The sequence below is a fragment of the Pseudomonas sp. NFACC39-1 genome, from assembly GCF_900110355.1.
Taxonomy (GTDB): domain Bacteria; phylum Pseudomonadota; class Gammaproteobacteria; order Pseudomonadales; family Pseudomonadaceae; genus Aquipseudomonas; species Aquipseudomonas tehranensis.
Genome location: NZ_FODL01000001.1, coordinates 74,497 through 90,409 on the forward strand (window position 1 = coordinate 74,497; position 15,913 = coordinate 90,409).

General features: G+C 60.1%; 19 protein-coding genes. 10 read left to right on the plus strand and 9 right to left on the minus strand.

The window, feature by feature from the left end; genetic code table 11:
* Positions 1 to 25 precede the first annotated feature (25 nt).
* Entirely contained in the window at positions 26 to 1,651 is a 1,626-nt protein-coding gene (locus BMY45_RS00375; protein ID WP_092393072.1) for a methyl-accepting chemotaxis protein, read from the minus strand.
* 317 nt (positions 1,652 to 1,968) lie between these two features.
* On the opposite strand from BMY45_RS00375, the gene BMY45_RS28085 reads away from it, so the two are divergent.
* The 3 genes from BMY45_RS28085 (at position 1,969) to BMY45_RS00385 (ending at position 3,678) form a co-directional block, all read left to right on the plus strand.
* Positions 1,969 to 2,112: a hypothetical protein gene (locus BMY45_RS28085; protein ID WP_172833788.1), complete on the plus strand. Its 144-nt coding sequence runs from the start codon at positions 1,969 to 1,971 to the stop codon at positions 2,110 to 2,112.
* 37 nt (positions 2,113 to 2,149) lie between these two features.
* Positions 2,150 to 2,395, plus strand: a complete 246-nt coding sequence (locus BMY45_RS00380; RefSeq protein ID WP_092393075.1) for an immunoglobulin domain-containing protein — start codon at positions 2,150 to 2,152, stop codon at positions 2,393 to 2,395.
* Positions 2,396 to 2,478: 83 nt separating this feature from the next.
* Positions 2,479 to 3,678 carry an MFS transporter gene (locus BMY45_RS00385; RefSeq protein ID WP_092393078.1) on the plus strand — a complete coding sequence of 400 codons (1,200 nt, stop codon included), beginning with the start codon at positions 2,479 to 2,481 and terminating at the stop codon, positions 3,676 to 3,678.
* On the opposite strand, the gene arfB is transcribed toward BMY45_RS00385, so the two are convergent.
* Together arfB and BMY45_RS00395 are read right to left on the minus strand one after the other, a co-directional pair.
* Entirely contained in the window at positions 3,675 to 4,088 is a 414-nt protein-coding gene (gene arfB, locus BMY45_RS00390; protein WP_047226974.1) for an alternative ribosome rescue aminoacyl-tRNA hydrolase ArfB, read from the minus strand. The two genes, BMY45_RS00385 and arfB, sit on opposite strands and share 4 nt — an antisense overlap.
* Positions 4,089 to 4,387: 299 nt before the next feature.
* Positions 4,388 to 5,806 carry an amino acid permease gene (locus BMY45_RS00395; protein ID WP_092393080.1) on the minus strand — a complete coding sequence of 473 codons (1,419 nt, stop codon included), beginning with the start codon at positions 5,804 to 5,806 and terminating at the stop codon, positions 4,388 to 4,390.
* A 647-nt stretch (positions 5,807 to 6,453) separates the two neighbouring features.
* Here BMY45_RS00395 and BMY45_RS28090 point away from each other — a divergent pair.
* Complete coding sequence (locus BMY45_RS28090) at positions 6,454 to 6,591, plus strand: hypothetical protein (protein WP_003178782.1); 138 nt, start codon at positions 6,454 to 6,456, stop codon at positions 6,589 to 6,591.
* An 89-nt stretch (positions 6,592 to 6,680) separates the two neighbouring features.
* Positions 6,681 to 7,646, plus strand: coding sequence for a M29 family metallopeptidase (locus BMY45_RS00400; protein ID WP_092393083.1), 966 nt, complete (start codon positions 6,681 to 6,683; stop codon positions 7,644 to 7,646).
* Between the two features lie 270 nt (positions 7,647 to 7,916).
* Here the strand turns inward: BMY45_RS00400 and rluB are convergent, their stop codons facing one another.
* From rluB to BMY45_RS00430, 6 genes are all read right to left on the minus strand, one after another.
* The gene (rluB, locus tag BMY45_RS00405; protein WP_092393086.1) at positions 7,917 to 9,152 is read right to left on the minus strand and encodes a 23S rRNA pseudouridine(2605) synthase RluB; all 1,236 of its coding nucleotides are present in this window, start codon (positions 9,150 to 9,152) and stop codon (positions 7,917 to 7,919) included.
* A gap of 142 nt (positions 9,153 to 9,294) precedes the next feature.
* Complete coding sequence (locus BMY45_RS00410; RefSeq protein WP_047226978.1) at positions 9,295 to 9,486, minus strand: DUF1289 domain-containing protein; 192 nt, start codon at positions 9,484 to 9,486, stop codon at positions 9,295 to 9,297.
* A gap of 138 nt (positions 9,487 to 9,624) precedes the next feature.
* Positions 9,625 to 10,584 carry an SMC-Scp complex subunit ScpB gene (gene scpB, locus BMY45_RS00415; protein WP_092393089.1) on the minus strand — a complete coding sequence of 320 codons (960 nt, stop codon included), beginning with the start codon at positions 10,582 to 10,584 and terminating at the stop codon, positions 9,625 to 9,627.
* Positions 10,585 to 10,595: 11 nt separating this feature from the next.
* Entirely contained in the window at positions 10,596 to 11,294 is a 699-nt protein-coding gene (locus BMY45_RS00420) for a segregation and condensation protein A (RefSeq protein ID WP_160893268.1), read from the minus strand.
* Positions 11,295 to 11,426: 132 nt separating this feature from the next.
* Positions 11,427 to 12,056 carry an L-threonylcarbamoyladenylate synthase gene (locus BMY45_RS00425; RefSeq protein ID WP_047226981.1) on the minus strand — a complete coding sequence of 210 codons (630 nt, stop codon included), beginning with the start codon at positions 12,054 to 12,056 and terminating at the stop codon, positions 11,427 to 11,429.
* A gap of 13 nt (positions 12,057 to 12,069) precedes the next feature.
* Entirely contained in the window at positions 12,070 to 12,933 is an 864-nt protein-coding gene (locus tag BMY45_RS00430) for a PHP domain-containing protein (protein WP_092393092.1), read from the minus strand.
* A gap of 87 nt (positions 12,934 to 13,020) precedes the next feature.
* On the opposite strand from BMY45_RS00430, the gene BMY45_RS00435 reads away from it, so the two are divergent.
* The 5 genes from BMY45_RS00435 to BMY45_RS00455 all read left to right on the plus strand — a co-directional run bounded on the left by BMY45_RS00435 (position 13,021) and on the right by BMY45_RS00455 (position 15,894).
* On the plus strand, positions 13,021 to 13,617 hold the full coding sequence (locus tag BMY45_RS00435; protein WP_076383722.1) for a septation protein A: 597 nt from the start codon (positions 13,021 to 13,023) through the stop codon (positions 13,615 to 13,617).
* A 1-nt stretch (position 13,618) separates the two neighbouring features.
* Positions 13,619 to 13,918 (plus strand): YciI family protein, encoded by a 300-nt coding sequence (locus tag BMY45_RS00440; RefSeq protein ID WP_092393095.1) that lies wholly within the window; start codon positions 13,619 to 13,621, stop codon positions 13,916 to 13,918.
* A 107-nt stretch (positions 13,919 to 14,025) separates the two neighbouring features.
* Positions 14,026 to 14,436, plus strand: a complete 411-nt coding sequence (locus tag BMY45_RS00445; RefSeq protein WP_092393098.1) for an SH3 domain-containing protein — start codon at positions 14,026 to 14,028, stop codon at positions 14,434 to 14,436.
* Between the two features lie 7 nt (positions 14,437 to 14,443).
* Positions 14,444 to 15,121, plus strand: coding sequence for a response regulator transcription factor (locus tag BMY45_RS00450; RefSeq protein ID WP_047226985.1), 678 nt, complete (start codon positions 14,444 to 14,446; stop codon positions 15,119 to 15,121).
* A 326-nt stretch (positions 15,122 to 15,447) separates the two neighbouring features.
* Complete coding sequence (locus BMY45_RS00455; RefSeq protein ID WP_092393101.1) at positions 15,448 to 15,894, plus strand: Spy/CpxP family protein refolding chaperone; 447 nt, start codon at positions 15,448 to 15,450, stop codon at positions 15,892 to 15,894.
* The last annotated feature ends 19 nt before the right edge of the window (positions 15,895 to 15,913 follow it).

Sequence of the window (15,913 nt, forward strand, 5' to 3'; positions counted from 1 at the left end):
TTCGAACAACTGACACTCACAATGATCAGGCACTCAACCGCGCCGTCACTTCATTCAACTGCCCCGACAAGCCGTGCAGGTTTCGACTCGCGGCTTCGGTACGCTGCACATTGTCCAGGTTAGTGCTGGCGATGCAGGTGATTTCGGTCAGGTTGCGCGAGATGTCTTCAGCCACCGAGGTCTGCTCTTCTGCGGCAGTGGCGATCTGACGGTTCATGTCGCGAATCGCTTCCACGGCCTGGGTAATGCGCTCGAGCATCGCACCGGCCTGAGTTACCTGCTCCACGCTTTCCTCACTGCGCGACTGGCCGCTCTCGATGGCCTGGGCCGCGTCCACCGCACCGGTTTGCACGGTCTGAATAATCTGGTTGATCTCGATGATGGACGAAGCAGTGCGCTGGGCCAGACTGCGCACTTCATCGGCAACCACCGCGAAACCGCGCCCGGCCTCGCCAGCCCGGGCCGCTTCGATGGCAGCGTTGAGGGCCAACAGATTGGTCTGCTCGGCGATACCGCGGATCACTTCCAGAACCTTGCCAATGCGCCCGCTATCGGTTTCCAACTGGCGGATGACCGTGGCGGTGTTGGCGATTTCACCGCGCATGCGGGTAATGGTGTGAATGGTTCCTTGCATGACCTTCTCGCCCTGCTGCGCCGATTGATCAGCATCGTCGGCCGCTCGCGCCGCGTCGGCGGCATGGCAGGCGACTTCCTGGGCGGTGGCGGACATTTCGTTCATCGCCGTCGCCACCTGATCGGTGCGTTCGAATTGCTCGCTGGTTCCTTGGCTCATCAGGCTGGCGATGGCATTAAGTTCGCCGCTGGCGCTGTCCAGTTCGGTGGCACTGCGTTGCAGACGCGAGAAGGTTTCGGCGAGAAAATCGCGCAGGGTATTGGCGGCCAGCGCCAGGTCACCCAACTCGTCCTGCCGGTTGCTGACCACGCGCTCGGCGAAACGGCCACGACTCAGTTGGGTCACGTACTCGATCAGGTTGCGGATCGGCTGCACCAGGTTGCGATTGACCAACCACAAGCTGAACAAGCCGATCAGCAGGCCGGAAATCAGCATGACCACGGTGCCCAGCATAATCGTGTGATCGGCGCCGGCACTGATTTGCGTCGATTGTTCACTGGCATGCTTGCGTAATTCCACCACCAGCGCACTCATTTGCTCACTGGCCGCGCGGTCCACACCCTTGACCGCCGCATCACCCGCTGAGGCATCGCCACCCGCCGTCACAAATGCATCACGGCCCTTCTGGTAGGCCACACCCAATTGCTTATGTTCGTCTCGCAGCCCCTCAATCCGGGTCTTGATGGGCGTCGCAACCCCTTCGAGGCCGATCAACTGGCCAAGGATGCCCTGCACATCGTGCTGGCGATCTTCGAACTGCTTCCAGTATTTAGCCATGTCCGCCGGCTGCTTGCCGCGCAGCAGCACGTTCTTCCATTCCTGGACCTGCACCTTGAATTGCAGGTTGGCCTCATCGATCAACTGCGAAGCACGCAACGGGCCATCGATCAGGTTGCGATAATTCTGCACGCCATTGGAAAGGAAATGGAAAGACGCCAGGGCAATCAACAGCATCGCCAGCAGGCTGCCACTGAGCAAAGCGAGAATCTGCGCTCTCAGGGATTTTTGTAGAAACATGGAGGGAAATCTCTTGAAAAGAAGAAAGAGCCAGGCTCACGAACGACACGTCCCGACCTCCATGTTCATGGTTTGCAGTGTCGCAACCGAATCCAGGGATATGTACTTAGCCATCGACCCGCCGGGGGTATTCTTGAGCCTTCGCGACGACCGGTAGCGGTCGTTTGACGATTGGACATGTCCTGTCCAGACAAGCCCTTTTGTCGCCGCAACGGAACTTAAAAGTCTTTTTGTCATTTCTTCTGCGGTATCCTGCCCACGCTTTGTAAAAGCGCGGATCTACCAGATCTACCCACAGACTTTGCGAGGAGCGCGATATGCACGAGATTCCTAATCTCCCCTTCCCTAGCCTGCACGAAACTGAGCAGACGACCACGCTACAAGCCGGGGGGCAACCAGACGCCCAGCAACCCGAGCCTAAAGAAGCCACTGAACGCCGCCAGGCCGACAGCGAAGACTGATTTACCCGCACGACCAGACCGTGTGGAAAGCGCTAAGATGCGCTTTCCACACTGCCTGAATCCTGAGTCCCCCATGACCGATGCCCCCACCTTCAGCGAAGCCCAAGCCAGCGTTCTGATCGGCACCGCCGAAAAGATGGTCGATATCTGGACGCGCCTTTCCCCGGAAAAACAGGCCGCCTTGCTGGCACGTTTCGGCACCGAAGAAAACGCCCTCGCCGCGCTGGTCACCACGCAACTGGTTGCCGGGCACGACGACAACTCAGCGCCATCCGGCAAATAGTTTTACTTTTCCACGCTTCACGGCCGCAGGCACCGCTATCATAAGCAGCCTATCTATCCTGCTGCTCCGTGGACCCTCTACCCATGCCAGATACCCAGCGCCCCTTGGCGGTCACGCTGCAAGTCGTTTCCATCGTTCTGTTTACTTTCATTGGCTACTTGAATATCGGTATTCCCCTTGCCGTGTTACCCGGGTTCGTCCACAGCGAACTGGGCTTCGGCGCGGTGATCGCCGGGCTGGTGATCAGCGTCCAGTACCTGGCCACCCTCCTCAGCCGTCCGTATGCCGGGCGCATCATCGACAACCTGGGGAGCAAGCGCGCGGTCATGTTCGGCCTCGCCGGTTGCGGGTTGAGCGGGGTGTTCATGCTGGTCTCTGCCTGGACGTCAACCCTGCCGACGCTGAGCCTGATCAGCCTGCTGATTGGCCGCCTGGTGCTGGGCAGTGCGGAGAGCCTGGTCGGCTCGGGGTCGATCGGCTGGGGCATCGGTCGGGTCGGCGCGGCGAACACCGCCAAGGTGATTTCCTGGAACGGTATCGCCAGCTACGGCGCGCTGGCGATTGGCGCGCCGTTGGGCGTGTGGCTGGTGAAGTCCCTGGGGCTGTGGAGCATGGGCGTCAGCATTGTCTTGCTGGCGCTGCTGGGGCTGGCGCTGGCCTGGCCGAAAACGCCGGCGCCGATTGTCACGGGCGAACGGCTGCCGTTCATGCATGTGCTCGGGCGCGTCCTGCCCCACGGCTGCGGCCTGGCCTTGGGCTCCATCGGTTTTGGCACCATCGCCACGTTTATCACCCTGTATTACGCCACGCAGCAGTGGGACAACGCGGTGCTGTGCCTGAGCCTGTTCGGCGCCAGTTTCATCGGCGCGCGCTTGCTGTTCGGTAATTTGATCAACCGCCTGGGCGGCTTCCGGGTGGCGATTGCCTGCCTGTCGGTGGAAACCCTGGGTTTGTTGTTACTGTGGCTGGCGCCTGATGCGCACTGGGCCTTGGCCGGCGCGGCATTGAGCGGCTTCGGTTTTTCCCTGGTATTCCCGGCGCTGGGGGTGGAAGCGGTGAACCTGGTACCGGCCTCCAGCCGTGGCGCGGCGGTGGGCGCCTATTCGTTGTTCATTGACTTGTCACTGGGGATTACCGGGCCGTTGGCCGGTGCGATTGCCGCCGGTTTCGGTTTTGCTTCGATCTTTTTGTTCGCCGCGCTGGCGGCATTGGGCGGGTTGTTGCTGAGTCTCTACCTGTACCGCCAAGCGCCGATACATCGCCAGGCGCGGGAGAAAAACTAGAAGTCCACCTTGCCGCGCCCGGCTTTGATCGAACCGCGCTTGGTCTTGGATTCCAGGCGACGTTTCTTCGAGCCCAGGGTCGGCTTGGTCGGACGGCGCTTCTTTTCGACCTTGGTGGCGTTGAGGATCAGTTCGGTCAGGCGTTCCAGGGCATCGGCCCGGTTCTGTTCCTGAGTGCGATATTGCTGGGCCTTGATGATCAACACACCGTCGCTGGTGATGCGACTGTCGCGTAGCGCCAGCAACCGCTCCTTGTAGAAGTCGGGCAAGGACGAGGCCGCAATGTCGAAGCGCAAATGCACGGCGCTGGAGACCTTATTGACATTCTGCCCCCCGGCGCCCTGGGCGCGGATGGCCGTCAGCTCGATCTCGGCGTCCGGGATGTGCACAGTGTTGGAAATTGCCAGCATGAAAAAAGAGGTCCGGTATCAGGACCCACAGAATACCGCGAATCCTCAAGACAGCGACCAACCCTTGTGGGAGCGAGCCTGCTCGCGATGGCGGTCTGGTAGGTGAAACCTATGCCGGATGTGACGGCCTCTTCGCGAGCAAGCCCGCTCCCACGAGATTCCGCAGTGAACACACATTCTGCGACCACTGAAGATCCAGTGTGGGAGCGGGCTTGCTCGCGAAGAGGCCATCACAGGCGATATCTGTATTGACTGAGCCGCCGCCATCGCGAGCAGGCTCGCTCCCACAGGTTTCGTGCTTACTTGGCTGCCGCCACAGCCATGTCCTGCCGGGCACTGCGCTTGTTCTTGATCACGTAGCACACCCACATGAACACCACCCATACCGGAATCGCGTAGACCGATATCTGGATGCCGGGAATCAGCAGCATCACGCCAAGAATGAACACCACGAAGGCCAGGCAGACGTAGTTACCGTACGGATACCACAGCGCCTTGAACAGCGGTGTCTGGCGGGTCTGGTTCATGTGCTGGCGGAACTTGAAGTGCGAATAGCTGATCATTGCCCAGTTGATCACCAGGGTCGCGACCACCAGCGACATCAGCAACTCCAGCGCATGCTGCGGGATCAGGTAGTTCAGCAGCACTGCCACCAGCGTGACCGCAGCCGAAGCCAGGATCGAACGCACCGGCACGCCACGCTTGTCGATCTTGGCCAGGGCCTTGGGCGCATCGCCCTGTTCGGCCATGCCCAGCAACATGCGGCTGTTGCAGTAAGTGCCGCTGTTGTACACCGACAACGCGGCGGTCAGCACCACGAAATTGAGGATGTGCGCGGCCGTATTACTACCGAGCATCGAGAACACCTGCACGAACGGGCTGCCGCTGTAGGCATCACCGGAGGCATTGAGCGTACTCAGCAGGCTGTCCCATGGGGTCAGGGACAACAGCACCACCAGGGCACCGATGTAGAAAATCAGGATCCGGTAGATCACCTGGTTGATGGCCTTGGGGATCACGGTTTTCGGTTTGTCGGCCTCGGCCGCGGTGAAGCCAAGCATTTCCAGGCCACCGAAGGAGAACATGATGATCGCCATCGCCATCACCAGACCGCTCACGCCATTGGGGAAAAATCCGCCGTGAGCCCACAGATTGGTCACCGAAGCTTGCGGACCACCATTGCCGCTGACCAGCAGATAGCTACCCAGGGCAATCATGCCGACAATTGCCACGACCTTGATGATCGCGAACCAGAACTCAGCCTCACCAAACACTTTGACGTTGGCCAGGTTGATGACGTTGATCAGGACGAAAAACGCTGCCGCCGAAGCCCAGGTAGGAATGTCCGGCGCCCAGTAGTGGATGTACTTGCCGACCGCGGTCAGTTCCGACATGCCCACCAGGATGTAGAGAATCCAGCAGTTCCAGCCCGACAGGAAACCGGCGAAACCGCCCCAATACTTGTGGGCAAAGTGACTGAAGGAGCCGGCCACTGGTTCCTCGACAATCATCTCGCCCAACTGGCGCATGATCATGAAGGCAATGAAGCCGCAAATGGCGTAACCAAGGATCATCGACGGGCCCGCTGACTTCAGCACCCCCGCCGAGCCGAGGAACAGGCCTGTACCGATCGCGCCGCCGAGGGCGATCAGTTGAATGTGTCGATTTTTCAGGCCGCGTTTCAGCTCGCCTGAATGCGTATTTTCTACAACGGTCATGCGTCACCTGTTTGTTTTTATCTGTGACGAAATCGAACCCGACACGCTTGTGACGTGGCGGAGTGAACAAGGCGGATAACCTTGAAAGTGCGTGGGTACGCGAAGGGTCACAGTAAAACGCGGCGCATTGTACACCGCTGCCCCACTGCGACCAGACCCCCGCGCACCCCGTCCTTCAGGTCTGCCGCGCATCTGACCCGTACCGCTGATTTGAAACAAGCGCTGCGAGGTGTCGGAAAACCCTTCGAACCGACCTCTTCGGCAGCTTTTTCTTACAGCGCAGCCAAGCACCGGTACCGATCCGTTCGATAGGCAAAAATCGTCAGCATTTCTTTACGAACCGTAACGCAAGCTTTCCATGTAGGAACTTTCGGAAAGCTGACTGCAAATTGACGGTAGATAGCTACCTATTAAAAATATTCCCCAGACAACTGTTTTTGAATGAGTAATTTTCTCGGAAAAAATAGAACAAAAAGTTCAAACGAAAAAAATAATTTATTTTTTTGCATTCCAAAAAACCCTCGACTAGGTTTTCAGCGACTTGCCAAGGCGTCGTACCGGCAGGTTTTGCACAGTCGCTTCCGGTCAGTTCTCAATCGCGGAATCGACTTCGCAACTTTCCGTAAAAGTCATCTAGGAGATTCACTATGCAAGCACTGGACAAAGACTTGGAAACCGAACTGCAACTGGACGAATGGTTTGAAGCACCGACCCATGAAGCCGCCGTTGAAATGATGCAAGCCGACGCCGTTGTTCCGTTCGGCACGGCGATGTGGCCTCTGTAAGCGCTACCGGCGGAGGTGATCCGGCCGGTCGGCTCCGCCACTTTGCAGACACTCAGGGAAGCCAACACCACTGTCAGGGAAGAATAAGCATGGACACACAACGAGCCATCTCACATTTCCTTTACTACCTCGAACACCATCCAGCCCTGGCCGGCATCCAGCCCGCCAAGGTGTTGCTCGGCCATACCGCCGACTACGAAGCACTGACCGGAGCCATTGCCGAACAGGCCGGTAGCGGCTCGCCCTTCCGGTTCAGCGCCATGCGCCTGGACCTTGAATCCACAGAGCGACTGTCCAAGGCCATTGCCGACAGCGATCTGTACATTTTCTTCTACGACTCTTCCACCCTGCCCAATCCACGCCCCGACGGCCCGGACTTTGTTCGCGCGCTGCAAGGCGTGATGGCAGACAACTGGAAGAAATCACTGCTGTTCAAGGACTACGGCGATTATTTCTACGACACCTTCAGCGTGATTCCTCAGCGCATCGCCGGGCTCAACAGCCACCTGATCCGGCGCATGTCCCAGGCGACGACCTTGAGCTTTCAGGATGACCTGGGTTCGTATTTCGACACCGACCTCAACAGCGTCAAGAAATGGACCGACATCAACGGTCTCGGCAACTATGACCTGGCCCCCGGCGAAATCGCCACCCACAGCGACACCATCAATGGTCAGGTGAAGTTCGTCGGTACGTTCCTGAGCACCATCCCGTTCGCCCGCAAGTACGGTGTGCTGCAATCGCCGCTGGAGTTGTGGATCGAAGACTCCACTATCCAGAAAATCGCCACCGACGTGCCGGGGCTGGAGCACGACTTCAACAAATACCTGGACGCCAACCCCTCCAACCGGCGCATCGAGGAACTGGGCATCGGCACCAACGAAGGGGTCAAGAGCCTCTATGCCCGCAATGCCGGTTTCGAAGAACGCCATTGCGGCCTGCACCTGGGCCTGGGTGGCGGGGCCAAGGGCAGCCATCACCTGGATCTGATTTTTGAGAGCGGTGTGTTGGCGCTGGATAATGAGCGGATGTTTGATGGGCGGTTTGTGCTTTAGGGCAGCTTCAAGCGGCCAGCTTTGAGCTGCAAGAAAGAGCCAATAGCCTCTGGATGGTGGTGGATCCGCTGGCCTCTTCGCGAGCAAGCCCGCTCCCACAATGAAGCGGCTCCGCCCCAAATCTTCTATTCACTGAAGATCAAGTGTGGGAGCGGGCTTGCTCGCGAAGACGACCGCACAGGCACCGTATCAATAACGCCAGACACAAAAACGGCAACCCAATGGTTGCCGTTTTTTCTTGCAGCTTGCCACTAGAAACTCAAAGCTGCCTCACTCCGGCTTACGACGCCCAAACCCCGGACGCTGTCCGGAACCGGCCGGAGCACCACGGCGTTTACCCGATGGCGTGTCGCGATCCACCAACACAATACCCGGGCGCTTCTTCGGTGCGGGTTTGGCCGGGCGCTTGGTGTCGGCCGGGCGATCCGCTACCGGCGTACCACGACCGGCCGGAACACCGCGACCTTCGCCGCGCTCAGTACGACCGTTGGCCGGACGTGGCGTGCGCGGGCCGCGTTCGCCGTCCTGACGTGGCGCAGGCTTGCGGGCCGGGCGTTCGCCTTCGATCTGCGGCTCACGGGACGGACGCGGACCCGCAGCCGGGCCATCGGCGGCCGGACGCAGCGTGCGCACGCGCTCGGTCTTGCCCATCGGACGCGAGGATTTACGCTGCATGCGCTCCAGCTTGTCCTTGCTCTTGGCGGTCATCTGTGGCATCGCCACCGGCTTGAGGCCGACTTCGGCTGCCAGGATGTCGACTTCGTACTGGCTCATTTCGCGCCAGCGGCCCATCGGCAGGTCGGAGTTAAGGAATACCGGACCGAAACGCACGCGCTTCAGGCGGCTGACCACCAGCCCCTGGGATTCCCACAGGCGTCGCACTTCACGGTTACGACCTTCCATCACCACGCAGTGGTACCAGTGGTTGAAGCCTTCGCCGCCCGGTGCCTGCTTGATGTCGGTGAAACGCGCCGGGCCGTCTTCCAGCACGACGCCGGCCTTCAAGCGCTCGATCATTTCGTCATCGACTTCGCCACGTACACGCACGGCGTATTCGCGGTCCATTTCGTAGGACGGGTGCATCAGGCGGTTGGCCAGCTCACCGTCAGTGGTGAACATCAGCAAACCGGTGGTGTTGATGTCCAGGCGACCAATGTTGATCCAGCGGCCTTCTTTGGGCCGCGGCATCTTGTCGAACACCGTCGGACGGCCTTCCGGGTCGTCACGGGTGCAGATCTCGCCGTCGGGTTTGTTGTACATGATCACGCGGCGCACCGTTTCGGCGGCCTCTTCGCGCTTGATCACCTTGCCATCGATGGTGATGGCGTCGTGCATGTCGACACGCAGGCCCAAGGTGGCATCTTTGCCGTTGACCTTGATCCGGCCCTGGGTGATCCAGGTTTCCACGTCGCGGCGCGAGCCAACGCCGATACGGGCGAGGACTTTTTGCAGTTTCTCGCCTGCTGGGCCGATTTCCTGGCTGTCGTTCTGGTCTTGGTCTTTCATTCTGGGCACCTCCCGGTGTGGTCGGGTCAGGCGTGGCCTGACACGTTGAAAACAGGTCTATGACGAAGGGATCGCCAAAGGGTCGCGAATCATACGCTCGTTAAGGCATTTGCGCATCAGAGACTAGTTGATCGACGAACCTTCAGCGCTTTTTCCGCCGACCGGTGGCGCCCAGTTTGATCAGGCGCAGGGCCGCTTCGGCCAACACCGTGCGCTTGTCATCCTTGTCGAGTTTCTTCCAGGCCTTGATCTCGCGCTTGCTGCGGCCACAACCGATGCAGATGTCGTCGTCGAACTTGCAGAGGCTGATGCAGGGGTCTTTGGTGGAGCTCATGGTGCACCGCATGACTTAATGTGGGAGCGAGCCTGCTCGCGATAGCGATTTCATAGTCAAAAATGATGTTGGCTGACAGGCCGCTATCGCGAGCAGGCTCGCTCCCACAAGGGAATGCGATGTGTCAGACGGTCCGGATCAATCCTCGAACTGGCGTCGTTCATTTTCGATCGCTTCGGCCAGGGCACGGGCCTCGGCTTCTTCATCGCTGAGCTCAGGCTCGGGTTCGCGTGGTTCGAGAGCGGCGACGGCGGCCAGCAGTTTTTCCCGGGCCGCGGCGACGCCAAGAATGTCTTCTTCTGGTTCGGGGTCAGGTTCGGCCTGAAGTTCAACTTCGCTGCCCGGTTGCGCGTGCTCATCCGTTTCGCCGTCAAGATCCGTTGCCTCACGCAGCAGATCGTCGAAATCGGTCTTGAGCCCCTCCTCCATGGTGTCCAGTTCCAGCAACAACGAATGGAAACTGGTTTCTTCCTTGGGTTCCTCCGGCTCGGCGCTGGCGTCGGCCAGCTCCTGCAAGCTTTGGGGCACCGGGGCGTCGTCGAACTCCAGCATCGGCTCCGGTTCCAGCTCCCGCAGTTCGGCCAGCGGCGGCAGGTCGTCCAGGTTCTTGAGGTTGAAGTGATCGAGAAAAGCCTTGGTGGTGGCAAACATCGCCGGTTTACCCGGTACGTCGCGATAACCGACGACCCGGATCCACTCGCGCTCAAGCAGCGTCTTGACGATGTGGCTGTTGACCGCCACGCCCCGCACATCTTCGATTTCACCCCGGGTGATCGGTTGGCGATAAGCGATCAATGCCATGGTTTCGAGCATGGCGCGGGAATAGCGCTGAGGCCGCTCTTCCCACAGACGCCCGACCCAGGGCGAAAACTTCTCGCGGATCTGCAGACGGTAGCCGGAAGCCACTTCCTTGAGTTCGAACGCCCGCCCCTCGCAGGACTTACCCAGCAGCGCCAGGGCTTTCTTGAACACGGCCGGCTCGGGCCGTTCGCCTTCTTCGAAGAGTTCGAACAAGCGCTCCATCGATTGCGGTTTTCCCGAGGCCAACAGGAAAGCTTCAAGCAACGGTGCCAGCTCGCGGGGTTCAGTCAGATTCATTGATTTGCTCGTTATTCGGCTCGTGCCCGCACGTGGATCGCTGCGAACGGCTCATTCTGCACCAGCTCGACCAAGGATTCCTTGACCAATTCCAGGACCGCCATAAACGTCACCACCACTCCCAGGCGCCCTTCCTCGGCGGTGAACAGCTCGACGAAGGGCACAAAACCGCCGCCCTTGAGCCGTTCCAGCACATCGCTCATGCGCTCGCGGGTGGACAGTGCTTCACGGCTGACCTGGTGACTTTCAAACATGTCGCCCCGACGCAGCACCTCAGCCATGGACATCAGCAACTCTTCGAGACTGACATCCGGGAGCAATTTGCGCGCTCGCGCCTCGGGCGCATCGAGCTTGGGTACCACCACATCGCGCCCGACCCGGCTCAAGCCGTCGATGCCTTCGGCCGCCACTTTGAAGCGTTCGTATTCCTGCAGGCGGCGGATCAGTTCGGCGCGCGGATCGTCTTCTTCCTCCTCGATCTCTGCCGAGCGCGGCAGCAGCATTCGCGACTTGATCTCGGCGAGCATGGCCGCCATCACTAGGTATTCGGCCGCCAGTTCCAGGCGCACCGACTGCATCAACTCGACGTAGCCCATGTACTGGCGGGTGATTTCGGCCACGGGGATGTCGAGGATGTTGATGTTCTGTTTACGGATCAGGTACAGCAGCAGGTCCAGCGGGCCTTCGAAGGCTTCAAGAAACACCTCCAGCGCATCCGGCGGAATGTACAGGTCCAGGGGCATTTCCATGACCGCCTGGCCATAGACCATGGCGAACGGCAGCTCTTGCTGAGCGCCGGCCTGGCTGTCGGCACTCTCAACGGCGGTTTCCACTGCGGACACTCAGGCCTCGACCAGGAACGGGGCTGGATCGCCGCAACCGATACGCACCACTTGCGGCTCGCCATCGGCCAGATTGATCACCGTGGATGCCTTCATTCCGCCGAAACCGCCGTCGATGATCAGGTCGACCTGATGCTCGAGCAATTGACGCATCTCGTAAGGGTCATTCATCGGCTCCGTCTCGCCGGGCATGATCAAGGTCACGCTCATCAGCGGTTCACCCAGCTCGGCCAGCAATGCCAGGGCAATGGGGTGGCTGGGCACCCGCAGGCCGATGGTGCGTTTTTTCGGGTGCAGCAATAGCCGCGGGACTTCCCGGGTAGCGTTGAGAATAAAGGTGTACGGCCCTGGGAGGTGGGCTTTGAGTAGGCGAAAGGTACCGGTGTCGATCTTGGCGAACAGGCCCAACTGCGACAGATCGCTGCAGATCAGCGCAAAGTTGTGCTTGTCATCCAGTTGACGCAGGCGTCTTACCCGCTCTACAGCGTTCTTGTCGCCGATCTGACAGCCGATGGCGTAGGAAGAATCGGTGGGATAGACCACCACACCACCGCCCCGAATGATTTCCACCGCCTGTTTGATCAGGCGCGCTTGCGGGTTTTCCGGATGAATCTGGAAAAATTGACTCACATGTTCTACCTGTTCAGACGGTGGCGGTAACGGGATCATGTTTGAATCTACACCATAGTGGTGGCAGATCTTCCGGCAACGGGCGATATTCGCCTATCTCGGACCAGCCTCCAGGGCCATGAAAATCACTGCCGGCGGTCACCAGCAGGCCGAACTCACGGGCCAGAATCGCCAGACTGCCGACCTGCTCGGCCGGCTGATGGCCATTGACCACCTCGATGGCGTGGCCCCCTGCTTGAATATAGTCGGCCACCAGGCGACGGCGCTTGCTGCGGGTGAAATCATAGTGCCACGGATGCGCCAGGCTGACCCAGGCTCCGGCGGCTCGCAGGGTCTGGACAGTCTCTTCCAGCGTCGGCCAGTGTTGCTTGACGTCCCCCAGTTTGCCGGCCCCCAACCATTTGCGAAACGCTTCGGCGCGGTCCTTGACGAAACCTTCGCGCACCATCCAGTCCGCAAAGTGCGGGCGGGCCGGGGCGTTGCCACTGTCGCCCAGCCCCTGCTGGATTTGCCGGGCGCCCTCAAGCGCACCAGGCATGCCTTTAAGGGCAAGCTTGCGGCTGATCTCTTCGGCACGCAGCCAGCGGCCGTCGTGCAGTTGCGCAATGGCCTGGACCAGTGACGGCGCATTTACATCAAAACCGTAACCCAGTACATGAATGGTCGCGCCGCCCCAGGTGCAGGACAACTCAACCCCGTTGACCAGTTGCATGCCCAGCGCCGTCGCCGCGCCACGGGCCTCGTCGAGGCCTTCGAGGGTGTCGTGATCGGTCAGGGCCAGGACTCGCACGCCGTGCTCGAACGCCCGCGCCACCAGAACCGCAGGCGCGAGGGCGCCATCGGAGGCCGTGCTATGGCAGTGCAAATCAACATTCACGAGAGTTTGTTACCTCAAATCAGCTGGCCCTATCGCGGCCAAGGATGTTTGTTATTATGCCGTCACATCCTGCTTCTGGCTGCCACTGTGAAACAATTCATCGACTTCATCCCGCTTCTGCTGTTTTTCATCGTCTACAAACTTGACCCACGGACCGTCGACATTGCCGGTCACTCCTTGACTGTAGGCGGTATCTACAGCGCCACCGCGATGCTGATCATCAGTTCGCTGGTGGTCTATGGCGCACTGTTCGTGGCCCAACGCAAGCTGGAGAAAAGCCAGTGGCTGACCCTGATCGCCTGCCTCGTCTTCGGCAGCCTGACCCTGGCCTTCCACAGCGAAACCTTCCTTAAGTGGAAAGCCCCGGTGGTCAACTGGCTGTTCGCCCTGGCGTTCATCGGCAGTCACTTCGTCGGCGATCGCCTGCTGATCAAGCGCATCATGGGCCACGCCTTGAACCTGCCGGACGTCATCTGGACCCGGCTCAACATCGCCTGGATCGGTTTTTTCCTGTTCTGCGGCGCCGCCAACCTGTTCGTCGCGTTCACTTTCCAGAGCTACTGGGTCGACTTCAAGGTCTTCGGCAGCCTGGGCATGACGCTGTTGTTCCTGATCGCCCAGGGCATCTACCTGTCCCGTCATCTGCACGATGCCGACACCACCACGCCAAAAACCGAGGACTGACATGCTCTACGCAATCATTGCCACCGACGTCGCCAATTCCCTGGAAAAACGCCTGGCCGCTCGCCCTGAACACCTTGAGCGCCTGCAACAGCTCAAGGCCCAAGGCCGCGTCGTACTGGCGGGCCCGCACCCGGCGGTGGACAGCAACGACCCCGGCGCGGCGGGTTTCTCCGGTAGCCTGATCGTCGCCGAGTTCGATTCCCTGGCCGCAGCCCAAGCCTGGGCCGAAGCCGATCCGTTCGTTGCCGCCGGTGTCTACGCCAATGTCGTGGTCAAGCCGTTCAAGCAAGTCCTGCCTTAACATCCCGATGCGTGATGAGCCTTCGCGGCTCATTGCGCTCAATCGCTCATTGTTCTCGTTTACCTGCCGACAACCTGTCTAATCTCGATTGGAATTCAGGAGTTGCAATGCGCAAAGGTCCGCTGTGCCTGTTAGGGGTCATGTTGGTGATCGGGGCTCCCGCCCATGGGGAAGAAACCACCGACGGCAGTCATTCGACGCCCTTGTCCTTGAGCGCAGGCAGTCAGATCACCGAACTGCAGCAACGCTTGAAAAACAGCGAACGCATGCGCGAGGAACTGACCCAGCAACTGCAAAACGCCAACAGCGAACGCGAGAGCGCGCTGGTGAGTCGATTGCGCCAGGAGAACCAGCGTCTGAAGCTGCAACTCAAGGAAGCCCAGGCCAGCCCTCTGCCACGCCTGCTGACAGATCAGCAGCAGTGGTTCGTCATTGGTGCCGGGGTAGCGCTATTGGCCCTGCTCTGCGGTATCTTTGCCAGCGGTGGACGTAGACAACGTCGGCAATGGCTAAATTGAGTGAGTCATGAGCGAGCTGTTACTGATTGATGATGACCAGGAGCTGTGTGAGCTCCTCGGCAGTTGGCTGGGCCAGGAAGGTTTTCTGGTCCGGGCCTGCCACGATGGCCATAGCGCCCGCAAGGCTTTGGCCGAAACCGCCCCGGCGGCGGTGGTGCTGGATGTGATGCTGCCCGACGGCAGCGGCCTGGAACTGCTCAAGCAGTTGCGCAACGATCATCCGGAGCTGCCGGTGCTGATGCTCTCGGCCCGTGGCGAACCACTGGATCGCATCCTGGGCCTGGAACTGGGGGCCGACGATTACCTGGCAAAACCCTGCGATCCACGGGAACTGACCGCCCGCCTGCGCGCGGTCTTGCGCCGCAGCCATCCGACGGCGGTGTCCAGCCAGATCGAACTGGGCGACCTGACGTTCAGCCCGGTGCGTGGGGTAGTCAGCATCGATGAGCAAGAGCAGACCCTCACTGTTTCCGAGAGCCGCCTGCTCGAAGCGCTGCTCAAGCAACCGGGCGAGCCACTGGACAAGCAGGAACTGGCGCAGATCGCCCTGGGCCGCAAGCTGACCCTGTACGACCGTAGCCTCGACATGCACGTCAGCAACCTGCGCAAGAAAATCGGCCCTCACGCCGACGGTCGCCCGCGCATCGTGGCGTTGCGTAGCCGTGGTTATTACTACAGCCTCTGAACGCTGCAACGATTCCTTGCTTGGACCGGATAAATGATCCCTTTGTGGCGAGGGGATTTATCCCCGCTGGGGTGCGAAGCGCCCCCAGATGTGTCTGCCACCACGGAGCATCAGATAAAACCAAGAGGGCCGCTGCGCGGCCCAGCGGGGATAAATCCCCTCGCCACAAATAATCTCCTCGCCGCATTTTTTGCGTCCACTGTTTTGTAAGCTCGTCACCAAACCGTCTTTACTCAAGCTTTACGCCCCCCTGACCGCCGCTGACCTTGATCTCCGTAATCTGCACACATCCGGAACTGACCGGGAACGAGACAAGGAGATACACCATGCGCAAGACCCTTATCGCTCTGATGTTCGCTGCGGCCCTGCCTACTGTCGCGATGGCCATGCCGGAAGGCGCCGGCCCGATGGGCCCCATGGGGCCGATGGACGGCCCGCGTCACGGCGGCCAGATGCACCACAAAGGTCCGTACAGCCAATTGGACCTGAGCCGCGAACAGCGCCAGCAAATCCGCAAGATCATGGGCGAACAGCGCCATGAGCGCCGCGAACTGGTAGAAAAGTACCTGGCCAAACTGTCACCTGCCGATCAGAAAGCCATGAAAGATGAAATGGCGGCCCGGCACGAAAAAGTCGACGCCCAGATCCGTGGGTTGTTGAAGCCAGAGCAGCAAAAAGAGTTTGACGCCATTCAGAAAAAGCAGGCCGAGCGCCGGGCCGAGTGGGCCGAGTTCAAGGCCTGGAAAGCGCAACAGCCGCAAAAGGCGCAATAATGCCCTGAAGCACCCCAGC

What these genes read in the sequence shown, in the direction of transcription:
- BMY45_RS00375 (WP_092393072.1), bottom strand. Translation starts at nt 1,651, where the DNA reads ATGTTTCTACAAAAATCCCTGAGAGCGCAGATTCTCGCTTTGCTCAGT.
- BMY45_RS28085 (WP_172833788.1), top strand. Translation starts at nt 1,969, where the DNA reads ATGCACGAGATTCCTAATCTCCCCTTCCCTAGCCTGCACGAAACTGAG.
- BMY45_RS00380 (WP_092393075.1), top strand. Translation starts at nt 2,150, where the DNA reads ATGCGCTTTCCACACTGCCTGAATCCTGAGTCCCCCATGACCGATGCC.
- BMY45_RS00385 (WP_092393078.1), top strand. Translation starts at nt 2,479, where the DNA reads ATGCCAGATACCCAGCGCCCCTTGGCGGTCACGCTGCAAGTCGTTTCC.
- arfB (WP_047226974.1), bottom strand. Translation starts at nt 4,088, where the DNA reads ATGCTGGCAATTTCCAACACTGTGCACATCCCGGACGCCGAGATCGAG.
- BMY45_RS00395 (WP_092393080.1), bottom strand. Translation starts at nt 5,806, where the DNA reads ATGACCGTTGTAGAAAATACGCATTCAGGCGAGCTGAAACGCGGCCTG.
- BMY45_RS28090 (WP_003178782.1), top strand. Translation starts at nt 6,454, where the DNA reads ATGCAAGCACTGGACAAAGACTTGGAAACCGAACTGCAACTGGACGAA.
- BMY45_RS00400 (WP_092393083.1), top strand. Translation starts at nt 6,681, where the DNA reads ATGGACACACAACGAGCCATCTCACATTTCCTTTACTACCTCGAACAC.
- rluB (WP_092393086.1), bottom strand. Translation starts at nt 9,152, where the DNA reads ATGAAAGACCAAGACCAGAACGACAGCCAGGAAATCGGCCCAGCAGGC.
- BMY45_RS00410 (WP_047226978.1), bottom strand. Translation starts at nt 9,486, where the DNA reads ATGAGCTCCACCAAAGACCCCTGCATCAGCCTCTGCAAGTTCGACGAC.
- scpB (WP_092393089.1), bottom strand. Translation starts at nt 10,584, where the DNA reads ATGAATCTGACTGAACCCCGCGAGCTGGCACCGTTGCTTGAAGCTTTC.
- BMY45_RS00440 (WP_092393095.1), top strand. Translation starts at nt 13,619, where the DNA reads ATGCTCTACGCAATCATTGCCACCGACGTCGCCAATTCCCTGGAAAAA.
- BMY45_RS00445 (WP_092393098.1), top strand. Translation starts at nt 14,026, where the DNA reads ATGCGCAAAGGTCCGCTGTGCCTGTTAGGGGTCATGTTGGTGATCGGG.
- BMY45_RS00450 (WP_047226985.1), top strand. Translation starts at nt 14,444, where the DNA reads ATGAGCGAGCTGTTACTGATTGATGATGACCAGGAGCTGTGTGAGCTC.
- BMY45_RS00455 (WP_092393101.1), top strand. Translation starts at nt 15,448, where the DNA reads ATGCGCAAGACCCTTATCGCTCTGATGTTCGCTGCGGCCCTGCCTACT.